Origin of the sequence: Actinokineospora sp. (assembly GCF_052390155.1) — a bacterium.
GTDB lineage: Bacteria > Actinomycetota > Actinomycetes > Mycobacteriales > Pseudonocardiaceae > Actinokineospora.
In genome coordinates, this window is the sequence record NZ_JBQTHF010000025.1 from 27,746 (window position 1) to 47,942 (window position 20,197).

17 protein-coding genes are annotated in these 20,197 nt (G+C 69.6%); 4 read left to right on the top strand and 13 right to left on the bottom strand.

What is annotated here, in order from left to right; translation table 11 throughout:
- Positions 1-92 precede the first annotated feature (92 nt).
- Positions 93-434 carry a hypothetical protein gene (locus ACT4N7_RS09385; RefSeq protein ID WP_444828234.1) on the bottom strand — a complete coding sequence of 114 codons (342 nt, stop codon included), beginning with the start codon at positions 432-434 and terminating at the stop codon, positions 93-95.
- A gap of 196 nt (positions 435-630) precedes the next feature.
- On the opposite strand from ACT4N7_RS09385, the gene ACT4N7_RS09390 reads away from it, so the two are divergent.
- The gene (locus tag ACT4N7_RS09390; RefSeq protein WP_444828235.1) at positions 631-1,308 is read left to right on the top strand and encodes a ScbR family autoregulator-binding transcription factor; all 678 of its coding nucleotides are present in this window, start codon (positions 631-633) and stop codon (positions 1,306-1,308) included.
- Positions 1,268-1,954, top strand: a complete 687-nt coding sequence (locus ACT4N7_RS09395; RefSeq protein WP_444828236.1) for a hypothetical protein — start codon at positions 1,268-1,270, stop codon at positions 1,952-1,954. The genes ACT4N7_RS09390 and ACT4N7_RS09395 overlap by 41 nt, the downstream gene beginning before the upstream one ends.
- An 11-nt stretch (positions 1,955-1,965) precedes the next feature.
- On the opposite strand, the gene ACT4N7_RS09400 is transcribed toward ACT4N7_RS09395, so the two are convergent.
- A complete protein-coding gene (locus tag ACT4N7_RS09400) occupies positions 1,966-2,850 on the bottom strand; it encodes an SDR family NAD(P)-dependent oxidoreductase (RefSeq protein ID WP_444828237.1) in 885 nt (294 codons plus the stop codon).
- 321 nt (positions 2,851-3,171) lie between these two features.
- Between ACT4N7_RS09400 and ACT4N7_RS09405 the strand changes: the two genes are divergently transcribed.
- A complete protein-coding gene (locus tag ACT4N7_RS09405; protein ID WP_444828238.1) occupies positions 3,172-3,522 on the top strand; it encodes a hypothetical protein in 351 nt (116 codons plus the stop codon).
- A gap of 31 nt (positions 3,523-3,553) precedes the next feature.
- Here ACT4N7_RS09405 and ACT4N7_RS09410 read toward each other — a convergent pair whose 3' ends face one another.
- The 3 genes from ACT4N7_RS09410 to cysD all read right to left on the bottom strand — a co-directional run bounded on the left by ACT4N7_RS09410 (position 3,554) and on the right by cysD (position 7,461).
- Positions 3,554-4,519 carry a hypothetical protein gene (locus ACT4N7_RS09410; RefSeq protein WP_444828239.1) on the bottom strand — a complete coding sequence of 322 codons (966 nt, stop codon included), beginning with the start codon at positions 4,517-4,519 and terminating at the stop codon, positions 3,554-3,556.
- A 126-nt stretch (positions 4,520-4,645) separates the two neighbouring features.
- Entirely contained in the window at positions 4,646-6,556 is a 1,911-nt protein-coding gene (cysC, locus tag ACT4N7_RS09415; protein WP_444828240.1) for an adenylyl-sulfate kinase, read from the bottom strand.
- On the bottom strand, positions 6,553-7,461 hold the full coding sequence (gene cysD / locus ACT4N7_RS09420; protein WP_444828241.1) for a sulfate adenylyltransferase subunit CysD: 909 nt from the start codon (positions 7,459-7,461) through the stop codon (positions 6,553-6,555). The genes cysC and cysD overlap by 4 nt, the downstream gene beginning before the upstream one ends.
- Before the next feature lie 274 nt (positions 7,462-7,735).
- Between cysD and ACT4N7_RS09425 the strand changes: the two genes are divergently transcribed.
- The gene (locus ACT4N7_RS09425; RefSeq protein WP_444828242.1) at positions 7,736-10,405 is read left to right on the top strand and encodes an FAD/NAD(P)-binding protein; all 2,670 of its coding nucleotides are present in this window, start codon (positions 7,736-7,738) and stop codon (positions 10,403-10,405) included.
- Positions 10,406-10,499: 94 nt separating this feature from the next.
- On the opposite strand, the gene ACT4N7_RS09430 is transcribed toward ACT4N7_RS09425, so the two are convergent.
- The 8 genes from ACT4N7_RS09430 to ACT4N7_RS09465 all read right to left on the bottom strand — a co-directional run bounded on the left by ACT4N7_RS09430 (position 10,500) and on the right by ACT4N7_RS09465 (position 19,926).
- The gene (locus ACT4N7_RS09430) at positions 10,500-11,369 is read right to left on the bottom strand and encodes an SAM-dependent methyltransferase (RefSeq protein ID WP_444828243.1); all 870 of its coding nucleotides are present in this window, start codon (positions 11,367-11,369) and stop codon (positions 10,500-10,502) included.
- A complete protein-coding gene (locus tag ACT4N7_RS09435) occupies positions 11,369-12,892 on the bottom strand; it encodes an aromatic amino acid lyase (RefSeq protein WP_444828244.1) in 1,524 nt (507 codons plus the stop codon). The genes ACT4N7_RS09430 and ACT4N7_RS09435 overlap by 1 nt, the downstream gene beginning before the upstream one ends.
- A complete protein-coding gene (locus ACT4N7_RS09440; RefSeq protein WP_444828245.1) occupies positions 12,889-14,004 on the bottom strand; it encodes an AMP-binding protein in 1,116 nt (371 codons plus the stop codon). The genes ACT4N7_RS09435 and ACT4N7_RS09440 overlap by 4 nt, the downstream gene beginning before the upstream one ends.
- Positions 14,005-14,123: 119 nt before the next feature.
- Positions 14,124-14,996: a glucose-1-phosphate thymidylyltransferase RfbA gene (rfbA, locus tag ACT4N7_RS09445; protein WP_444828246.1), complete on the bottom strand. Its 873-nt coding sequence runs from the start codon at positions 14,994-14,996 to the stop codon at positions 14,124-14,126.
- A 61-nt stretch (positions 14,997-15,057) separates the two neighbouring features.
- Positions 15,058-16,482, bottom strand: a complete 1,425-nt coding sequence (locus ACT4N7_RS09450; protein WP_444828247.1) for a cation:proton antiporter — start codon at positions 16,480-16,482, stop codon at positions 15,058-15,060.
- Complete coding sequence (locus ACT4N7_RS09455) at positions 16,479-17,072, bottom strand: flavin reductase family protein (RefSeq protein WP_444828248.1); 594 nt, start codon at positions 17,070-17,072, stop codon at positions 16,479-16,481. Before ACT4N7_RS09455 ends, ACT4N7_RS09450 begins: the two co-directional genes overlap by 4 nt.
- A gap of 32 nt (positions 17,073-17,104) precedes the next feature.
- Positions 17,105-18,643, bottom strand: a complete 1,539-nt coding sequence (locus ACT4N7_RS09460; protein WP_444828249.1) for a tryptophan halogenase family protein — start codon at positions 18,641-18,643, stop codon at positions 17,105-17,107.
- A 53-nt stretch (positions 18,644-18,696) separates the two neighbouring features.
- Positions 18,697-19,926: a methyltransferase domain-containing protein gene (locus tag ACT4N7_RS09465; RefSeq protein WP_444828250.1), complete on the bottom strand. Its 1,230-nt coding sequence runs from the start codon at positions 19,924-19,926 to the stop codon at positions 18,697-18,699.
- Between the last annotated feature and the right edge of the window lie 271 nt (positions 19,927-20,197).

Genomic DNA, 20,197 nt, shown 5'->3' on the forward strand with positions numbered 1-20,197 from the left:
GTACTGAGCTGGCCAAACGCAAACACCGCCGGTGCGTCCACATTGACGGAACCATATGTCTTCTTGCCAATGCCGGACACTCCTTGAGTGGTTCACCAGCGCAGGTCGAGGATGTCTGATATTCCGTTCGACCGCAGGTTCGGCGAATTCACACCAGCTTGTGCTAACGCGCGCAGCAGCGCCGGGATCTCCAGATTCACGGCCAACTTGCCGAGAATGACGCGGATCAGGTCTTCCGGGCACGGCGTCAACGGCCCGCGGCGCGTCCTGGTCGATCGGGCTCGGCCTGCGGCGCCCAGACGCAGGTCGCCCGCCGCGCCGAACAGCGCGCTAAGATAAAACCGACCAGCCTGTTCATCGACGACCAGCGACCCGCGTGTGCCCGAATGGAGCCCGCCAGATGGACTAACGTGATGCGGAGAATGCGCCGCCAACGAACGTGCCAAGGCTCGCGTTCGCCCGATCGTGCGCCGTGCACGGGCCTGAGCTGCCTCACGTCAACGCGACCGTCGTCACAGCCGGACAGTACAAACCTACTAATCGGTTTCTTTTTTCGGACCGTCCTGTCAGGATCTACCTGCGGGCGCCTCGACAACCTCGACCGCACTGCTCGCGGAAGGGACGACCACAGTGGCACAGCAAGAACGGGCGGAGCGGACCCGCACCCAGATCCTCGACGCCGCCGCCGCCGTGATCGACCAGCACGGCTTCCAGGGCGCCCGGCTCTCTGGAATCCTGGCCGAGGCGGGCGTCACCAAGGGCGCGTTCTACTTCCACTTCTCCTCCAAGGAGGAGTTGGCGCACGCGCTCGTCGACGAGCAGTTCTCCGTCGACACGGTGCCACCCGAGCCGGAGGCGCACGGGCTGCAGCAGGTCATCAACCTCACCCACCAGCTCGCGGACGCCCTGCTGACCAACGTCCGGGTCCGCGCCAGCGTCCGGCTGACCGTGGAGACCGGCAGCTTCGCCGCTCCGCGACCCGAGCCGTACCTGCGCTGGATCGAAGTGGCGCGCAAGCACTTGGAGGTCGCCCGCGAGCGCGGCGACCTGCACCTCGCACTCGACCTCACCGCGGTGGCGACGTGGGTGTCGGGCTCCTTCCTCGGCATCCAGATCCAGTCCGAGGTGCTGACCAGCCGTGCCGACGTGCACGAGCGCATAACCGACATGTGGTCCATCGCGCTTCCCGGCCTGGTGCCGCCGTGGCGGCTGGCGACCTTCATTCCGTCCGGCACGGACGCGCGTGCCGAACTCCCCGGAGGCCCCGATGCGGTTCCAGCAACTGAAGTTGGTCTGTCTCAATCTTGACGGCGTTCTACTGCCCGACACATTCAGCCCGGTCATCCACCGGGTCCTGACCGGCCACGGCGTGGCGTACACCGGCGAACTCGAACGGCTCCTGTTGTCGCAGCCCCGCGAGGTGGCGGGCGCGATCATGGCGTCGGCCGCGAGGCTGCCGTGGACGTGGCAGCAAGCCGTGTCCGAGTTCTTCGCCGAGCGCGAGCGGTACCTCGCCGACAACCCGATGACGCTGTCGAAGGGCGCGGGCGAGATGATCGATCTGCTGCGGGACAAGGGCGCGACGCTCATCTGCTACGGCGGCATGGACCGCGCCAACTTCGACACCTACCTCGGCCCGTGGCGGGACCGGTTCGCCGCGCCCCAGTACATCAGCACCAACGTCTTCCGGCCCGGCATCCGCGAGATCGTCGGCCGCTACGGCTTCGGCTACGACGAGACGCTGTTCATCGACGACGTCAACCGCTTCGCGGAGTTCGCCAAAGACCTGGGCGTGGCGTTCATCGGCATGCCCAACGAGCACCCACACAGTTTCCAGCGCGAGCACATGGTGGAAACCGGTGTGCGGCACCTGGTGTGGTCGCTGCCCGACGTCGACGAAGCCCTGCTCGACCAGATCGATCACGAGGCGTCAATCGGCAAGATCTGGACCTAGTGCGGTGACCATCAGCGCACCAGCCGTTCCGACAACTCCCACAGCGCCTCGGCCCGCTCGGGGTCGGACGCGTAGGCCAGGTGATGGCCTGCGGGCAGGTCGTGGCCGCTCGGCCAGGGTTCGGTGGGCGCGCAGTCCTCCACCACGCGCCCGCCCAACCCCGGCGTCACCGCGGCCCACACGGTGCTGGCGGCGGCTTGGCGCACGGTCTTCCAGCCCGCGTCGCGGCGCGGGTCTCCGTTGTCGTCGATCCACCCCTCGGCGCGCAGTTGGGCCTGGCTGAAGTCGCGGACGATGCTGGTGAACACCATGCCGGGCAAGACCGCGGTGGCCGTGTGCTCGGTGCGGCGGTCGAACTCCAGCGCGAACAGGGCGTTGGCGGTCTTGGACTGTCCGTACGCGTGCCAGTGGTCGTACGGGCGGCGGCGCCAGTTCGGGTCGTCGAGGTCGACGTCCGCGCGGCGGTGAGCGCGCGAGGACAGCACGATCACCCGGGCGTCGATGAGCCGAACACGTCGTGCCAGCGCGAAATGCCCGAGGTGGTTGACCCCGAAGTGCGTCTCGAAGCCGAGTCGCGTGCGGGTCAGCCCGGGGGTCAGCACACCGGCGTTGAGGATCAGCACCGACACCGGCCGAGGCACGGCCAGCGCGGCGATCGAGTCGAGGTCCTCAAGGTCGAGCGCGGCGAAGGCAACCTTGCCCTTGCCGGACATGCGCGCCGCGGCGGCCTCGCCCTTGGTGCGGTCGCGCCCGGTGACGAGCACGTCCGCACCCACGGCGGCCAGCGCCGCCGCCGTCGCCGCCCCGATGCCCGCCGTTCCGCCCGTCACGAGCGCGTAGTGACCGGCCAGATCATGGCCTGCCAGTACGTCGTCGGCCGTCGAGTGCCGATCCATCGTCTCTCCCCCGCGTGGTCCAGGGCCGTATTTTCGGGGGTGTCTCCCGATTGGGCAAGACTGTTTGCGCGGCACGGTTCCAGGTTCGGACGTTGGTGGACGGGTGAAACGGCGCCCCGCCGCGATCCGCCACTCGACGCGGTCGGCGTCCACCTCTACGGTGGCCAGCGGTGCTTCCGCACCGTCAGACGGTCCTTCCGGGACACTCCGCCAAGCGGCGGCACCACCCGCGGCCCGCGTACTGCCGATCTTGGGGTGAATTGGCGAATCTTGGGGTGAACACTGAGTCGATCCCGCGTATCCGGTCAGATCAGGGAAGCCATGGGACACACACGCACACACCACCTGCGCACGTTGACTGCCGCGCTAGACCTCCTGCGCGCCACCGCCAGCCGGTCGGATCCGCTGGACGAGGCGGTGCTGTGCCTGGTCGAAGCCGCTGTCGCGGCCGTGACGGCGGCGGAACGCGCACGGGTGGACTCCTGCCCGGAGGCGGCCCTGCGGGACGTGCTGGGCGCGGCCAGGGCTGCGGTGGGCGCCGCGACGTTCGCCATCGTGGCGGAACGTGACCATGGCGCCGCGGACAGACGTGTCCGCCGCGCTCGCGCGCACGACAACGGACACACCCGCCGAGTCGACGGCGCGCACGAACTGGTCCCCCGCGGCTCCTGATCGGTTCACCGTCGTGACCAGTTCCACTCGGTCAGGCCACGGGAGGAAGTCCGAAGTACTTCTCCGTAGGGGTGTCCATCGCGCGCAGCTCCCCGCCGTTGGTGATCATGATCTTGCCCCCGACAGTCCATGGCCTATCCCCCGCGGCGCTCATGAGCACACCGGTGCAGGTCCAGTGGACGCGGTACAGCAACCGTGGCAACAAGTCCACGGACAAATCCAGGGACACCCTGTCATCGGCCAGTTGCTTGCGCTTGGCGTCCAGCACGAGGGTGAGGTTCGCGAACCGCTTGGCGCTGTGAATCGGATAGACCTGGAGCTCGACATGGTTCGCCCGTGTGACGTAGTAGTACTGGCGGTCGAATCGCACCGTGAAATCGGCGCAGATCCGGTCGACGCGCTCGGAACCGACCAGCATAGTCGAGCGGAAGGTCAGTTTGCGCTCAACGGGCGTCACGCTCGAATCAGCCTCGGCTGTCCCGGTGTGCGGCTCACCGAGTACGTGGTACTCGATCCGCACGGATTCCGGTGGGCTGGCGGACTTGAATCCGTCAATCGTGAAGTTCTCCTCGCGGAGCAACGGCACACCTCTCGCGGCGCCACTGAGCGGGTAGTGGTCAGTCATGCGGACGGTCAGCAAGGCAGCGTGGAGCGCTTCGCCGTCGAGGCCGGTGATCTCGCGGACCGGACGGTCGAGGCTCGGCTGACGCGCGGGCCCTTCGCCTGCACCGAGGTCCAGGGGATTGGCCGGTGCCGGGCCGTCAGGAACACGCGGAACGGGCCGCCGCGCCGGGGTTGACATCACGTCGTCATCGTCCGAGGTGTCGGTGCCGGAATCCTCGCTATGGATTCGATCCGAGTCCGAATCGTCGGACTCCGATCCGGCCGAATCGGAGTCGTCTGGAGTCGCTGCCGCGGCCCGCGGAGCCAACTCGGCCTCCAGGCCGAGCCGTTTACGCATTTCGCGCGTATTCGGCGCCTTCTCGTACGTAGCCATGGCAAAGTCCGTTCCACTCGATCGAAGATCGAGCCTAACGAGGCCAAGCGCGACACCAGAACACGTCACCGGCCACTCCAGGGTGCCGCCTGCGTGACCCTTTCGGGCACAGGTGGCGGTTGCCCGTTACTCAGGGCCGGAGATCACCACCCGCACGAGTTGGTCCACGATCTCCTCGATGGCGCCGGAGCCGTCGACAGTCACGTCCGCCTGCTCGGGCGCCTCGTACGGCTGTCCGACACCGGTCAGGTTCGAGATGAGGCCCGCCTGCGCCTTCCGGTACAGGCCCTTGGGATCGCGGGACCGGCACACCTCCGCCGAGGTGTTGACCCAGGTCTCGACGAAGGTGCCCGGGTCGAACAGGGTTTTCGCGGCCATCCGGTCGGCGCGGAAGGGAGACACCAGGGCGACGATGACGATCAGGCCCGCGTCGCAGAGGAGTCGGGCGGCCTCGGCGACGCGGCGGACGTTCTCGGCGCGGTCGTCGCGGGAGAAGCCGAGGTCCTTGTTCAGGCCCGCGCGGACGTTGTCGCCGTCGAGCACATAGGTGTGCAGGCCCATCGCGTGCAGCCTGCGTTCCAACGCGTCGGCGATGGTGGACTTGCCCGCGCCGGGGATTCCGGTCAGCCACAGCACTCGCGGGGTCTGGCCCTTGCTCCGCGCGCGGGCCGCCTGGTCGACCGAGTAGCTCTGCGGCACGATGTCGGGGGTCCGGTACAGACTGCCCCGAACCATGCCCGCGGCCACGGTCTGCCTGCCGACCCGATCGACGAACAGGAAGCTGCCGGTGGCGCGGTTCTCCCGGTACGGCTCAAGAAACACCGGCCGGTCGGTGACGAACTCGACGGTGCCGATGTCGTTGATCCGCAGGGTCCGGGCGGCGGAGCGCTCGCCGGAGTCGGTGTCGAGCCTGCCGCGCACCGCGGTGACCGTTCCCTGGACGGTGAGCGGACCCACCACCGTCAGGTAGCAGTCGCCCTCGCGCAGCGGTGTCTCACCGGTCCAGACCACTTCCGCGGCGAACGCGGTGGCCCGCTGGGGCGCGAAACCCTCAGCGGTGCCAGGGGAATGCGCGATGAGCACGTCGCCGCGGGCGATGTCGAGTTCGTCGGTCAGGGTGACCGTGATCGGCATGCCCGCGACAGCGCGGGACAGTTCGCCGTCGATGCCGAGAACCCGGTCGACGGTGACCTTCGCGCCGCTGCGGGCCACGGTCACGGTGTCGCCCGGACTGACCGACCCGCCCGACGCCGTGCCCGCGTAGCCGCGGAGGTCGGCGCTGCGCGTCACGTGCTGGACGGGCAGGCGGAAGCCCCAGTCGTGCGGTCCCGACGCCTGTTCGGGATGCCATTCGGCCAGTGCCCGCAGCACCGACGGTCCCCGGTACCACGGCGTCCGGTCCGACAGCGCGGCCACGTTGTCCCCGCTCAGCGCGCTCACCGGGATCGCGACGACGTCCTTGAGTTCCAGTCGGTCCGCGGCGGCGCGCACCTGTTCCGCCTGCTCCTCGAACACCTCGCGGCGGTAGTCGACCGCGTCGAGTTTGTTCACCAGGACCAGGACCGTGCGCACGCCCATCGTCGCGCACACGGCGAGATGGCGCCGGGTCTGGCTGCGAATGCCCTTGGTGCAGTCCAGCAGGAGAATGCCGATGTTCGCGTTGGACGCGGCGACGGCCATATTGCGGGTGTATTGTTCGTGCCCGGGCGCGTCGGCCAGGATCACCCGGCGGCCGGAGGGCAGATGGAGCTGCCGATAGGCGACATCGATCGTGATGCCCTGCTGTAGTTCGGCCTCCAATCCGTCGGTCAGCAGCGAATAGTCCACTCGCCCGGTCGGAATGGTCGAACCGCCGCGGCGGACTCGGCGCGCGTAGTCCAATTCGTCGTCGGTGACGGTGTCGGTCTCCACCAGGAGCCTGCCGATCAACGTGGATTTCCCGTCGTCGACCGAACCACACGCCACGACGTGCACGACCGGGTGAAACAGTGGGCCCGACGCGACCTGGTCCGATGAGTGCTGTCCGCGGTCGCTCAAAAGTAGCCCTCCGTCTTCTTGCTCTCCATCGACGTCGAGCCTTCGCCGTCGATCAGCCTGCCCGCCCGCTCGGATCGGCGGTCCGCGGCCAATTCCGCCAGCAGTTCGTCCAGATTCTCGGCGGCGGACTCGACGCCCGCGGTCAACGGATAGCAGCCGAGGGTGCGAAACCGCACAAGGCGCTGTTGTGGCCGTTCACCGGGGCGCAGCGGAAACCGCTCGTCGTCCACCATGATGAATGATCCGGCGCGCTCGACAACGGTGCGCCGCGCCGCGAAATAGAGCGGCACGACGGGGACCCGCTCCCGACGAAGATAACGCCAGATGTCCTGTTCGGTCCAGTTCGACAACGGGAACACCCGCATCGTCTGACCTTCGGCGAGCTGGGTGTTCGCGGACCGCCAGAACTCCGGGCGCTGGTGCCGCGGATCCCAGCGGTGGCCGGGCTCGCGCAACGAGAACACCCGTTCCTTGGCCCGCGACCGCTCCTCGTCTCGACGGGCGCCGCCGATGGCCGCGTCGTGTCCGCCCAGGTCGAGCGCCTCGCGCAGGGCGGTGGTCTTCATGATTCGGGTGTACTCGTGCGCGCCGTGGGTGAACGGGGTCACGCCGTCGGCCGCGGCCTTGCCGTTGGTGTGCACGCGCAGGTCGAGGTCGAACCTGGCCGCGGTTTCGTCCCGGAATTCGATCATCTCGCGGAACTTCCAGCCGGTGTCGATGTGCACGACCGGAAAGGGCATGCGACCGGGGGTGAACGCCTTCACCGCCAGGTGCAGCAGCACCGACGAGTCCTTGCCCGCGGAATACAGCAGCACCGGTCTGCGAAACGCGCCCGCGACCTCGCGCAGGATATGAATGGACTCGGCTTCCAGGTGATCGAGAACGTGATCCGCCAGTACTTCCACGGAAGATGTCAAAGACATGCGCAGCCCGCCAAATTCGTGTCCGCCGACCCCAGTTCGGTTTCCTCGGACCGAGTCTCTCATGCTGGGAAGACAGCGGGCAACCGACTTGACACGCAGGCTAAACGGGTGCATGGCGACAGACTTGCGCCACCCTGGCGATTGCGAAAGGGTCGTCCGAGTCTTGCATTAGCACTCCATCGGCTGCCGCCCGCACGACATCGGGTCGGGGCCGAGAAGCGTCCGGCCACAAGCACAGCACCAGCAGGGGTGAGAGATGACAACGCGGACAGTTGCGGTGGTCGGCAATGGCGCGGCCGGTGTCATGGTGGGCGCGAACCTGGTGACCGAGTCCGCCGCGCGGGGCGTGGCACTGCGGGTGCTGCTGATCGGGCCCGGTCAGCAGCCCGCCCTCGGTGTCGCCTATTCCACCGATGATCCGCGGCACCTGCTCAATGTGCCCGCGGGTAAGATGAGTGCCCGGATCGGCGACCCCGATCATTTCGTGCACTGGCTCCGGGCGAATCGGACAAACAGCATTTCGCCGGGCGATTTCGTCCCGCGCGGCCAATTCGGCGCCTACCTGACCGACTTCCTCCGCTCGGTCGAGCGACAGGCCACGACGGCCCGTGTCGAGCACATCCGCGACACGGTTGCCCGGATCGGCCGACGCGGCTCGACGGGCCTGACGCTGCACCTGCGCACGGGCAAGGCGGTGCCCGTCGACGCGGTCGTGCTGGCCCTGGGGGCGTTGGCGCCCGGCTGCGACTGGGCGCCGGACGAACTGCGGGAGTCGGACCGGTTCATCGGCGATCCGTGGGCTCCCGACGCCTTGGCCGACGTGCCTGCCGACGACGACGTGCTGATCGTCGGAACCGGGCTCACCATGGTGGATGTCGCCCTCGCGCTGGATCGGCCCGGCCGGGTCGTGCACGCGGTGTCCCGCCACGGTTTGCTGCCCCGAGCGCACAATCCGACGGGCTCCCCGCCGCTGCCGCCGCCGCGCATCGCGCCCGGCGACGACCTGGACTCCGTGTGGCGCTCGATTCGCCGCCACCTTGAGGACTCCATTCGCACCCACCGCGACTGGCGGCCCGCGATCGACAGCCTGCGCCCGATCACCTCCACGATCTGGCGACAGCTCACCGACGTGGACCGGCGCCGGTTCCTCACCGAGCACAGCCGGGTGTGGGAGGTCCTGCGGCACCGGATGGCCCCGGCCGTCGCCGCCCAGGTGGCGGGTATGCGCCGGTCGGCTCGCCTGCGGATCGGCAAGGGCGCGGTCGCGGGCGTCGACCCCGGCGCGCGACTGCGGGTCCGGCTGCACAACGGCCGGGAGCTGGCCGTCGGCACCGTGATCAACTGCACGGGGCCGAGCTGCGATGTCGGGCCGACCGGGGACACGCTGGTCGGCAGGCTGCTCGCGGCCGGGATCACCGCCCGCGGTCCGCTCGATCTCGGCTTCGACACCGCCGACGACGGCCGCGTCGCGGGCTCCGGCGCGCCGGTCTGGGTGATCGGCGCGCTGCGCCGGGGCAACCTGTGGGAGACCACCGCCTTCCCCGAGATCCGGGCGCAGGCCGCCGAGATCGCCGCCGCCGTGCTCGCCACCGCGCCGATCCGGGTCGACCGCCCAGTCCTCGACCGCCCAGTCCTCGATCGCTATGCGCTCCCGCTGGCGGCCACCCGCGCGAGCGCCGCGGCCTACGACGCCGCGCTCGACCGGATCCTGCTGATCCGACCGGGCGCGGACGACCTCCTCACCCGGGCCGTGGCCGACGACCCGGACTTCGCGGTCGGGCACGCCGCGCTCGCGCTGCTGGGGCGCGAGTGGGGTGTCGGGGTCGACGTGCACCGGTCCCTGCGCGCGGCACGGCGCGCCGTGCGGGTCCGCGGCGGCGACCGCGACCGCAGCTTCGTCGCCGCGGTGACCGCGCTGGCGGCCGAACCCGCCGCGGCGGGCCGGGCCGCGCTGCTGCGGCACATCGACGCCTACCCCCGCGACGCGCTCGCGGTGAGCGTCGCGGTACCCACCATCGCCTTCGGCGGGGTCACCGCGGGCAAGGACACCTGGGAGCTGATCGAGCGCCTCGGCCCGGCCTACGGCGACGACTGGTGGTACCTCGGGCAGCTCGCGTTCGTCCGGCAGGACCAGCGGCGCTGGCTCGAAGCGGACGCCCTGGTCGCCCGCGCGCTGGCCGAGCAGCCCGCGTCCGGCCACGCGGCGCACGCCAGGACGCACGTGTACTACGAGACCGGGGAGCACCGCGCGGGCCTGCGTTGGCTGGAGGAGTGGCTCCGGTCGGCCGGGGCGCGGACCGACCATGCCGCGCACTTCTCCTGGCACGCGGCCCTGCACGAGCTGATGCTCGGCCGGGACGACGCGGTCCGCGCCAGGTACGCCACCCAGTTGGCCCCGCCCGCGGCAGACGGCGTCCGAGTGCTCGTGGACGCGGCTTCGTTGCTGTGGCGGTGTTCGGTCACCGGCGCGTGGCACGGGCGACTGCCGATCGGCGCGGTCCTCGACGCCGCGCCGCGGGAGTGGCTGGTGCACCCGCCCAGCGCGTTCGCCGCGATGCACGCCGCGATCGCGCTGGCCGCGGACGGCGACGCGGCGGGCCTGGACCGGCTGCGCGGCCACGCCGACGGGCACGCGTCCCCGGTGTTCGCCCGGGTCATCGCGCCGCTGTGCGCGGGCCTCGCCGCCGTGGTCGAGGGCCGGTGGACGCTCGCGGCGGCCGACCTCGCCACGGCGCTGCGGAGGATCGAGGAGGTCGGCGGGAGCGCGGCGCAGCGGGAGGTCATCGAGGACACCCTCGTGCAGACCCTGGTGTCGGCCGGTCGAAACGACGATGCCGCCCGAATCCTGTCCGTGCGGCTCGATCGGCGTCCGTCGCCCCGGGACCTGCGGCACAGGACCTTCATCGAATCCGGTACCGCGCCATGATCCGGTCGCCGAACAGCGCGGGGCCGCTCCGACTGTCCGAAGCGGACCCGCGCTGTCCTAAGGAGATTCCTAACCGGGCTGGTGCCACACTGTCCTAAACAGACGGTGGGCGGTGGGCCACGACGAGCACGACGCCCTCGCTCTGCGGCCCGTTGACGACCTGCTCCCAATCCACGTTCTCCCCCATCGCGAAGATCTCCGCGAGGTACGGCGGGAGGTCGCCGTTGCGCTGGATGTGCTCGCGCATCGCCGCGTAGGTCTTGGCGAAGGTGTACTTCGTGTACTCGGTGATGTCGGTGGCCTCGTCGAGGACCAGCCCGGCCGCGGTGACGAACCCGGGGTAGTCCGCCGTCCGCACGAGCGGCGCCGCCCGCCAGGCCGCCAGCATCTCGGCCAGCCCGCGCTGATCGTCGTCGTCGGCGGGCGGGGTCAGCTCGATGAAGTCCGTCAGTGCCAGCTTGCCGCCCGGCCGCAGCACCCGACGGATCTGGTCGAGCACCTGGACTCGGTCTGGAATGTGCACAATGGACTCAAGGGCGAGCACCGCGTCGAACGACTCCGGCTCGAACGGCAGGTTCGTCCCGTCGGCGTAGGAGAACCGCACCTGCTCCGCCATGCCCTCGGCCCGCGCCCGCGCGCTCGCGAGCCGGACGTCCTCGGTGCTGACCGAGATCCCCACCACCTGCGCGCCGGTCGCGCGGGCCAACTGCACCGCGGGCTTTCCCGGGCCACAGCCGAGATCGAGCACCCGGTGGCCGGGTTTGATGTCCAGCTTCTCGGTCATGATGTCGGTCAGCCGCTCGGCGGCCACCTCGATGTCGCTGAGGTCGTCCGGCCCGGTCCAGTAGCCGTAGTGCATGCTGCCGCCGAGGAACTCGGCGATCAGTTTGTTGCTCTGGTTGTAGAAGTCGCCGACCTCGTCGGGAGTCGGCAGCGCGTAGCCGGTGTCCACGTCGGTGCGCATCACTCGGTGCCCATCTCGTCGAGCAGCCGCACTGCGTGCCGTTCCATCAGGGCACTCGCCGCCCGGACCTCCGCGGCCATCGGCCGGTCGGCCTCCAGCGGCGGGGAGATCTCGGCCAGCTCCGCCCACACCCCGGTGGTGCCGCGGTCGTGCTCCGCCATCACCGAGAGCTGCGCGACGCCGAGGGCCAGCGACCCGACGACGTGCCAGGCCAGTTCGAGCGCCTCGGAGACCCCGTTGGCGCCGTTGAGCGCCATCGGCACGTGGTCCTGGTTCCACCCGTTGGTCGGCAGCGTGGTCAGCGAGGCCGGGGTGACGAGCTGGCGGATGCGGGAGATGAACGAGGTCGCGCTGATCTGCACGCCCGCCAGGCCACACCCGCGGCCCGCGCGCGGGGTGAGCATCGTCGGCAGGTCGCCGTTGGTCACCGGGCTGGTGATGAGGTTCAACTGCCGCTCGGCCAGGTACGCCGCCATGTGCATCGCGAGACCGGTCTGCTCGGAGGCGAAGCCGACCGGCATGGCGTGGAAGTTCCCGCCGTGCAGCACCCGGCCGTCGAAGGTGACCGGGTTGTCGGTGCAACCGGACGTCTCGCGCGCCAGGGTGTCGCCCGCCGCGGTCAACTGGTCGAGCACCGCGCCGAGCACCTGCGGCGCGCACCGCAGGCTGTAGGGCTCCTGCAGCGGGCGACCCGGGTGCTTGGTCATGCCGTCGGGCAGGTCGTCCCTGATCCACCTACCGACCGTCAACTGGCCGATCTGGTTGCGGACCAGGCCGATGCCGACGTCGAAGTGCTCCGGGTTGGCGCCCAGCACCGCGGCCGAGCGCGCCGTGAGCGCGGCGATCGCGCGGACCAGGCGCAGCGCGGACTGCTGGTTGAGGATCGACACCGCGAGACCGACACCCGTGCCGTTGACGAAGGCGAGCGCCTCCCGGACCGGCCATTCGAGCCGGTTGGCGCCCAGTCCGGCGAGCACGTCCCCGGCGTCCTCGGTCGACCAGCGCCCGCGGGAGTCGCGCACCCACGCCTCGCCGAACCCGGTGAACGTCAGCGCCGCGTGCGCGAGCGGCTGCAGGTCGCCGCTGGCGCTGACCGTGCCGTCGCGCGGGATCGCCGGGGTGAAGCCGCCGTTCCACAGGTCGGCCAGCTTCTGCCAGAACTCCGGCGACACCGCCGAGATGCCCTTGCGCATGCTGTTGAGCCGCAGCCACAGGACGAGCCGGGACACCTCCGGGCTCAACGGCCTGCCCTGGCCGGAGCCCAGGTGGGAGATGAGCGAGATGCCCTGCTCCATCTCCGACTCCGCGCGGAAGCCGACGAACGGGCCGAACCCCTGGGTGAGCCCGTAGACCGGCTCACCGGTCGCCAGGTGCGCGTCGATGGTCTCCGCGCTCGCCGCCATGCGTTCGATGTCCGCGTCGTTGCACGGATCGATCTTGGCGTCCCACGACGCGCTGCGAACGATCTCCGCGAGGTGTTCGGAGCCTGCCATCTCGCCGAGCGATACTTCGGTGACTGTCACGGTGCTACCCCTGCGTCAGCGGTGAGTGATTGGTCTTGGCGCAACTTGCCCATCGCGGACCGGGCGATCCGGTCGACGACGCGCACCCGCCTCGGGCGCACGCCGATGGCGGAGATAGCCGCGGCGAGGTCGAGGTCGTTCAGTTCGGTACCGGGGTGCAATGCGACGAGCAGATCCACGTGTTCGCCGATCATCCGGTCCGACACCGGCTGGACGGCGAGATCGGCGCAGTCCAGCACGTCGCGCAGCGCGTGCTCGACCTGGTCGAGGTCGATCCGCCGCCCGTTGACCTTGACGAGCCTGCCGCTGCGCCCGATGTGCCGGAACGTCCGGTCGTCCACGGCCCGGACGAGATCGCCGGTCGCCCAGGTCGGCGGCGCGGCCTCGCCCGGCCGCGCGGCCAGCCGGGGCGTGCGGACGACCAGCGGGACATCGGCGTCGGCGGACACGGGCTCGGCGAAGCTGACGTCGGCGAACAGCGTCCACGGCGGGGTCTCGCCCCCGCGCCACAGCCGGTACCCGATGCCACCGGTCTCGGTCGAGCCGATCGTCTCCGCGATCACCGCCCGGTCGGGCCCGGCCGCGGCGAGGAACTCGCCCGCGCTCGCGGGCAGCTTCGCGCCGCCGTAGAGCACGGTGACCTGGTCCATCGCGCGCACCCAGTCCAGGTGCGCGAGCAGCAGCGAGAAGATCCACGGCGTGGCCACGACGACGACCCGCTTGGCCCCGGTGTCCGGCAGCCCGCCGAAGAACTCCGAGCGGTACCACACGGGCACCCTCAGGTGCGCGGGCAGCAACCCCGTGGCCAGCGCACCGAAGATGTGGATCGGCGGCGCGAACGCGACCACCGCCCGCGGCTCGCCCGGCCCGACCAGCTCGGCGAGCATGCCCGCCTCGCGCCAGAGGTTCTCCCGCGTGCGCCGCCAGCACCGGCTCGACCCCGTGCTGCCCGAGGTGTGGAAGTCGACGGTGTCGGGCATCGTCTCGGCGACCAGCGCCGCCGGGTCCAGGCCCGCGGCGTCCCACCGCACGTGCCACTGGCCCTCGGCCACCTCGGGCGCGCTGAAGCCCGACGACAGCACCGCCACCGGAGCGAGCTCCTGATAGACCACTGCACTCCTTGTCGTTGCTCTGTCGTCGTTGGTTCTGGTGCGAAAACGGTGATATCCGGCGCGGATGTACCGCCGGTGTACCGCCGGCGGGACAGCCCTTTCGCCTGCCCGCCGCTGTGCTAGCCCACCGCCTGGGCGATATCCATGAGGTAACGCCCGTATTCCGAGTTCTTCATTCCGTGGCCGAGCCGCTGGCAGTCCTCGACGCCGATGTAGCCCATGCGCAGCGCGATCTCCTCCAGGCACGCGATTCGCACGCCCTGGCGTTTCTCGATCACCTGCACATACTGGCTGGCGACCAGCAGCGAGTCGTGCGTGCCCGCGTCGAGCCACGTGAAACCGCGGCCGAGCCGAACAAGCTTGGCCCGCCCCTGCTTGAGATAGGCGAGGTTGACGTCGGTTATCTCCAATTCCCCGCGGGCGGACGGGGTGAGGTCCCTGGCGATCTCCACGACGTCGGAGTCGTAGAAATACAGACCGGTGATCGCGTTGTCCGAGCGGGGCAGCACCGGCTTCTCCTCAAGGGACACCAGTTCGCCGTTGCCGTCGACCTCGCCGATTCCGTAGCGCTCGGGATCGGACACGGGGTAGCCGAACAGCGTGCACCCGTCGATCTCGTCGCGGGCCGCGCGCAGCAGGCGCGGGAACCCGGCGCCGTGGAAGAAGTTGTCGCCCAGGATCAGCGCCGACAGGTCGTTGCCGACGTGGTCGGCGCCGATGAGGAACGCCTCGGCGATGCCGCGCGGCTCGTGCTGCTCGGCGTAGGAGATGTTGAGGCCGAGTTGGGCGCCGTCGGACAGCAGCGCGCGCAGGGCCGGGAGGCTGGTGGGCGTCGAGATGATCAGGATGTCGCGCAGACCCGCCAGCATGAGAATCGACAGCGGGTAGTAGACCATCGGCTTGTCGTAAATCGCGAGCAACTGTTTGGACGTCGACAGCGTCGCCGGATGCATCCGGGTGCCACTGCCCCCAGCGAGGACAATTCCCTTCATCACTAGCCCCGTTCGTGAAGTTCTCCTGCTGTCGGCTTTCGGCGAGACCGTACTCGGCGGACTACCCACTGGCCAACCCCGCCGGGTTGTTTTCGCCGCTGCGCTTGGGGGTCGACAGTTCGTCGGTGTCGAGTGTCGAATCCCGGCGCGCCAGATAGCGCATGAATGGTCCGGTAACCGCGGTGGTCACGATGGCGACGAGCACCAGAATAGTGAAACCGAACTGGTTGATAATACCGTACTGCAGGCCGATGGAGGCTATGACGAGTTCGGTGACGCCCCGACAGTTCATCAGTGCGCCCACTTGTATCGCCTGCATCGGTCGGAGTCCGACCAGGCGGGCGGCCCCGCCCGCGCCGATCACCTTCGTCACCTGCGCGACGATCAGCACACCGATGAACAGCAGCCAGTGGTCGGCCTGGCCGCCGAGCAGGCCGACCGAGGTCTTGAGCCCGACGCCCGCGAAGAACAGCGGCAGCAGGATGAACAGGGTGAACCCCTGGAGTTGGCGGCTGATCCGCTCCACGACCGGCGTGCCGCGGGGCACCGCCGCGCCGAACAGGAACGCCCCGATCAGCGGGTGCAGGTTGATCATCTGGGTGAGCGCGGAGAAGCCGATCGCGCCGACGACGAGCACGGTGGTCAACAACTGCTCGGACCGCATCCGCGCCACCAGCGCGGCGAGCACGTGCCGGACGACCAGGAAGGTCACCAGCACCAGAGACGCGGCCAGCCCGACCGCGGCCGCGACGTTGCCCGCGTCGCCGGACCCGGTGCTCGCGAGGATCGCGGTGAGCGCCAGCCAGGCGACACCGTCGCCGATCGCGGCGGCCGACAGCGCCAGCGCGCCGATCGTGGTGCCCTCGATCCCCAGGTCGACCAGGATCCGGGCGAGCACGGGCAGCGCGGTGATCGCGAGCGCCAGCCCGAAGAACAGGGTGTAGCCGGTGGTCGAGGCACCCGCGCCGGCAAGCATCGGCTGGGCGAGCACGGCCACGGCGACACCCGCGCCGAAGGGCAGGCCCATGCCGCCGAAAACCACGGCGCCGACGGCGCGGACCCGCGGAATCCGGTCCGTGCGCAGCTCGCAGCCGAGCAGGAACATGAAGATGACCAGGCCCAACTGGGCGGCCTTCTCCAGCGCGGTGAGCACGTCGGCCGGGAACAGCCAGGCGGCTCCCGCAGGCCACAGCAGGCCGAGTACGGACGGGCCGAGCACCAGCCCGCCGAGGATCTCACCGAGCACGGGCGGCTGCCGCAGCCGCCGCATCAGCTCGCCGAGGAGGTTGCTGATGAGCAGGATCACGGCCACGACCAGCAGGAACCTGGTGATCGGGTCGACCTTCGCCCCGTCACTCCCCGTGGCCCCCGACGCCCACAGCACGACGGTGGCGATGAGCGCGACCGCACCCGCGCCGAAGCCGACCCAGGTTCGCAGGCCGCGGGCCTGCCCGCTCGGTGCGGGCGCCGCCGTCGGACCAGTCACGGCGCCACGGACGCTTCTCGGCGGCGGGACGAGATACCGCCGCCGGAGCGCGCGTCCAACTCCGGGGCGCCGGTGAAGGTGCGCGATCCGTACAGCAGCGGGCTGCCCGCGCCGATCTCCACGTTCACGACGGTGCCGAACACCACGGCGTGGTCACCGACGACCTTGATGTCGGCCAGCACGCACTCGGCCATCGCGTGGGTGTCCTCCACCAGCCACGGCAGACCGGTCCGCGCCGACCGCTCCCAGGTGACCTGGTCGAACCGGTCCGGTTTGGTCGAGGCGAAGACCTCCGCCGCGCGCCTGCCGCCCGCGTGGAGCAGGTTCACCACGAACCCGGCGCACGAGCGCACCGCGGACAGCGTCCCGCTGCGCTCGTCGAGGCAGATGAGCAGCGTCGGCGGCGACAGGGTCACGCTGGTCAGCGAGTTGCACGTCAGCCCGTGCGGCCTGCCGTCGCCGTCGACCGAGGTGATGATCGCGACGCCGGTGAAGTAGGAGCTCATGAAGCCGCGGAACGCCTCCGGGATCAGCGGCCGCTCGACGTCACCGTGCGGGGACAGTGCGGGCTGCTGCGAGCTGGACTGCATGAACTCCCCTTCCGATCACCGGGCCGCCGTGGTCACTTGTTGATGCTCGCCAGGTACTCGAAACAGCTCGGCAGCGCGGCGACCATCTCGTCGGCCTCGGCCTTGACCCGGGCGAACTCGGCCAGCGCGTTGGCCGGGTCGAGGTGCTTCAGCGCGGGTGTCGCCTGCTTGGGCAGGTGGCCGAGCCCGAGGTTCATCGCGTTCCACGAGTAGCTCTCGAACCCGTGGAAGTACGGGTAGATCGTCTCCTCGTCCAGCAGCCGCGACTCGGCCAGGTCGAGCTTCTCCGCGAGCCCGTGCGGCATTTCGCGGACCTTGGCCTCCTTCCAGTACGGCGTGTCGTCGCGCTGGGCGGCCTTGTAGTGCAGGACGAGGAACTCCTTGACGCCGTCGATCGCGTGCGCCACCCGGGTGTTGTACGCCTCGGTCTGCTTGGGGTCCCAGCGCTCGTCGGGGAAGTGTTTGACGAGCTGCTCGATGGCGTGCTGGATGAAGAAGATTCCGGTCGACTCCAGCGGCTCGACGAATCCGCTGGACAGCCCGATCGCCACGCAGTTGTTGACCCAGGAATTCTCGTTGCGCCCGATCCGCATGCGGATGTGGTTCACCGGGAGGTCGTCGCGGCCCGGCGCCACGGCATTGCGCAGTTCCGCCTCGGCTTCCTCCGGCGAGATGAACTCGTCGGAATACACGTAGCCGTTTCCATTGCGCTGGAACAGCGGAATGGTCCACATCCAGCCCGCGTTCATGGCGGTGGCGGTGGTGTAGGGGGACATGTCCGTGGCCTCTTCGCGCGGAACGCGAAGCGCCACCGCGCGGTTGTTCGGCAGCACGTCGGTGAACGACTGGAACTTCATGCCCAGGGTCTGGTTGATCAGCAGACTGCGGAAGCCGGTGCAGTCGACGAACAGGTCGCCGGAAAGGTCGCCGCTGCCCTCGGTCCGCACGTGGGTGATCCACCCGCGCGCGTCCGTCTGGACGTGCTGGACGTTGTCCACGACCCGTTTCACGCCGAGCCGCATCGCGTAGTCGGCGAGGTAGCGCGCGACCTCGTCGGCGTCGAAGTGGTAGGCGTACGGGAACTGCGCGCGCTGCTCGGCCAGCGTCGACCTGCCGAGCGTGCCGTCGAGGCCGGAGGCGAACAGCGAGCCGTCCAGCATCCGCGGCGAGCGGTTGGCCTCGCACAGCGCGGAGGTGATGAAGCACGAGCGGTCGAACGGCACGTCGCGGTCGCCGAGTTCGAGCCACCAGTCGGCCAGCGAGAAACCGTCGACCACTCGCAGCCGTTCGAACGGGTGATAGAAGTGCTCGCCCGGCTTGCTCCAGTTCTCGAATCGGATGCCGAGCTTGTAGCCGCCGCCGCATTTGGGCAGCCAATCGGCTTCATCGAGCCCCAGGTAGTCGAAGAAATGGCGCACAGTGCTGAAGGTCGCCTCGCCGACGCCGATGCGCGACACCTGCGCCGACTCCACCAGTGTGACGTCGATCTGGTGGGCGAATGCCGCCTTCAGGTAGCTGGCCGTCATCCACCCGGCCGTGCCACCGCCAACGATGACCACAGATCGGATCATTCCACGCTCTCCTAGAGGTATGGGCGCACCGAATTCGGGACCGCAGAAACCGCTCAGACGATCCGCACGTCGGGCACGTACAGGATCCACTTGCCGCCGGACTCGCGAAACGCCTGCTCTTTGGCCATGATCTCGTCGGCATGGTTCCACGCGAACAGCAGCGCGTAATCTGGATACGGATCCGAGAACGCCTGGGGCGGCTGGACCGGAATGTGCGTGCCCGGTGTCAGCCGGTTCTGCTTCGCGGGCGTGCTGTCGCACACGAACGGGAGCAGCTCGGGTCCGATTCCGACGAAGTTCGTCACCGTGGCGCTCTTCGCGGTCGCGCCGTACCCGACCACCCGCTTGCCGTCGGCGGCCAGCCCGCTGAGCAGGGCGGCCAGCTCGTGCTTGGTCGCGAGCACCTTCTCGCCGAACCGCCGCAGGGTGGCGATGTCGTCGAGCTTGTCGGCCTTCTCCTCGGCCAGCAGGTCCGCCACGGCGGCGGTCGGCTGCCGGGCGCCCGCGAGCGCGAGGGTGTAGCGGACCTCGCCGCCGTGCACCGGGATGCGCTCCACGTCCACCAGTTCGAGCCCGTTGCGCGCGGCCATGGCCTGCACGGAACGCGCGGTGAAGAAGAAGAAGTGCTCGTCGTAGATCTGGTCGAACGAGGTCCGCGCGACGATGTCGCCGAGGTACGGGTCTTCGAAGACGAACACGCCGGTCGGCTCCAGCAGCGCCGCGACGCCGCTGAGGATCGACCCGATGTAGGGGATGTGGCACAGCGTGTTGGCCGCGTAGATGACCGCGGCCTTGCCCTCGGTGCGCAGGATGTCCTCGGCTGTCGACAGCTCGAAGAACGACTTGCGGACCTTGATCCCCTTGGCGGCCGCGACGTCGGCGACGCTGCCCGACGGCTCCACGCCGAGGTGCCGGATCCCCGCGTCGGCGAGCGCGCCGAGCATGACCCCGTCGTTGCAGCCGACCTCGACCACGAACGGGTCGTCCCCGGTGAGTTCGGTGGCGAGCAGCCGCTTGGCCAGCTCCTCGAAGTGGGTGCGCATGTAGGCCGAGCCGGACGAGTAGTACGGGTACTCGTCGTGGAACATGCGGTCCCTGGGCACCTCCTCCATCAACTGCACCATCGTGCAGTCGCCGCAGATGCCGGTGGCGAGCCGGAAGAAGAACTCCGCGCTCTGGTCGGCATTCGGCAGGAGAAAGGCATCGGAGAGCGGCTGGCGGCCGAAGTCAAAGAACTCGCGGACCGCACCGCCGCAAACCCGACATTGGGAATCATTCGACATTCAAAGCTCCTGAGGACGGTCCACCCGATAGTAGACGTGTGGTCACGCGCGTTCCCGCTTTGGCCCGCCAACGCAGTAGGAAATCGTACGCAAACAATGCCTGCCCGACCGGCGCCGAGTCTCACACGGAACGCGCCGCCCGCGCAATGAGCGGCTTGCGACGAGTCCGCCTCGCCCCCGGCGCGCTGTCCCGCCAGCGGGACGGTGCCCAGGGCCGACCACGCTGTACGCGGCGGTTTTCCGCGTTGACCCTGCCCGCGAACTCCCACTA